Origin of the sequence: Methylobacterium trifolii (assembly GCF_022179685.1) — a bacterium.
GTDB classification, from domain to species: Bacteria; Pseudomonadota; Alphaproteobacteria; order Rhizobiales; family Beijerinckiaceae; genus Methylobacterium; species Methylobacterium trifolii.
Window position 1 is genome coordinate 1 of sequence record NZ_BPRB01000360.1, and the last position, 1,327, is coordinate 1,327.

Consider the following 1,327-nt stretch of genomic DNA (forward strand, 5'->3'; position numbering starts at 1 on the left):
GCGCGCTTCCGCGAGATCCCCGGCGACGGCCTCCTCGCCTTCACCGCCTATGCCGAGGCGCCCGAGGACCGGGGCACCGTGGCCTACCTCCAGGACTGCGCCGTCCAGGCCGGCCGGGAGACGTGCTTTGCCGACCTGCCCGACATCGGCCTGCGCGCGGACGGCCGCCTCTGCACCCGCGACGAGGCGCCGGTCGACACCCTGTTCAAGCTCTACCCGTGGGAATGGGCCTTTCGCGATGCCTTCGGGAGCGCGGCCGGCCGCACGCCGACGCGGTTCCTGGAGCCGCCCTGGAAGGCGCTCCTCTCGAACAAGGGCCTGCTGCCCTGCCTCTGGGCACTGGCGCCGGGCCACCCGAACCTGCTGCCGGCCTTCTTCGAGGACGACCCGGCCTGTGCGCAACTGGCCGACACCTACGTGCGCAAGCCCCTGTTCTCGCGGGAGGGTGCCAACATCCGCATCGTGCGGGACGGCGCCGTGCTGGCCGACGACGACGGCCCCTACGGCGCGGAAGGCCATATCCGCCAGGGGCTGGCCGAACTGCCGGTCTTCGAGGGCCGGCGCGCGCTGGTCGGCTCCTGGATGGTCGGCGACGCGCCGGCGGGCCTCTGCATCCGCGAGGCGCCGGGCCTCGTCACCGGCAACGCGGCGCTGTTCGTGCCCCATTTCATCGAGGCCGCGTGAGGCTCCCGCCTCGCACTCGACCCCCGGCGGCCCTATCTGTCGGCGTACCGTGACTGAAATCCTGTTCTACCACATGCAGCGCCAGCCCCTGGAAAAGGTGCTGCCGACCCTCGTCGAGCGCTCGCTGGCGCGCGGCTGGCAGGCCGCGATCCAGGCCGCCAGCGAGGAACGGCTCCAGGCCCTGGACGACCAGCTCTGGACCTACACCGACGAGAGCTTCCTGCCCCACGGCACCGACCGCGACCCGGACGCTGCGGGCCAGCCGGTGGTGCTGACGCTACGCGAGACCAACCCCAACGCCGCCTCGATCCGCTTCCTGGTGGAGGGCGCCGACCTGCCCCCCGACGCCGGCGCCTACGCGCGCATCTGCATCCTGTTCGACGGCACCGACCAGGACGCCCTGCTGCGCGCCCGCGAGCAGTGGCGCGAGGCCAAGGGCGCCGGCCACGACGTGGCCTATTGGCAGCAGGACGATTCGGGCCGCTGGAACAAGAAGGCGTGATGTTTTGGGATTTTTCCGTGCGACATCCTCGGATCGGGAATCGGCCATGACGCTGAGGTCGGTCGATGATTTCAGTGGGGCGTTGCCCTCACCCCCCTCTCCCTCCCCCCACTGCTGGGGAGGGTGGCCCTCGCGTGAGCG

At 71.6% G+C, this 1,327-nt stretch carries 2 protein-coding genes; both read left to right on the forward strand.

Features of this window, described 5'->3' with window-relative positions; genetic code table 11:
- A partial coding sequence (locus COGEMETH_RS24390) for a glutathionylspermidine synthase family protein (RefSeq protein ID WP_238185261.1) occupies window positions 1-684 on the forward strand: 684 nt, incomplete at its 5' end.
- A gap of 49 nt (window positions 685-733) precedes the next feature.
- Window positions 734-1,186 carry a DNA polymerase III subunit chi gene (locus COGEMETH_RS24395; protein ID WP_238185262.1) on the forward strand — a complete coding sequence of 151 codons (453 nt, stop codon included), beginning with the start codon at window positions 734-736 and terminating at the stop codon, window positions 1,184-1,186.
- The last annotated feature ends 141 nt before the right edge of the window (window positions 1,187-1,327 follow it).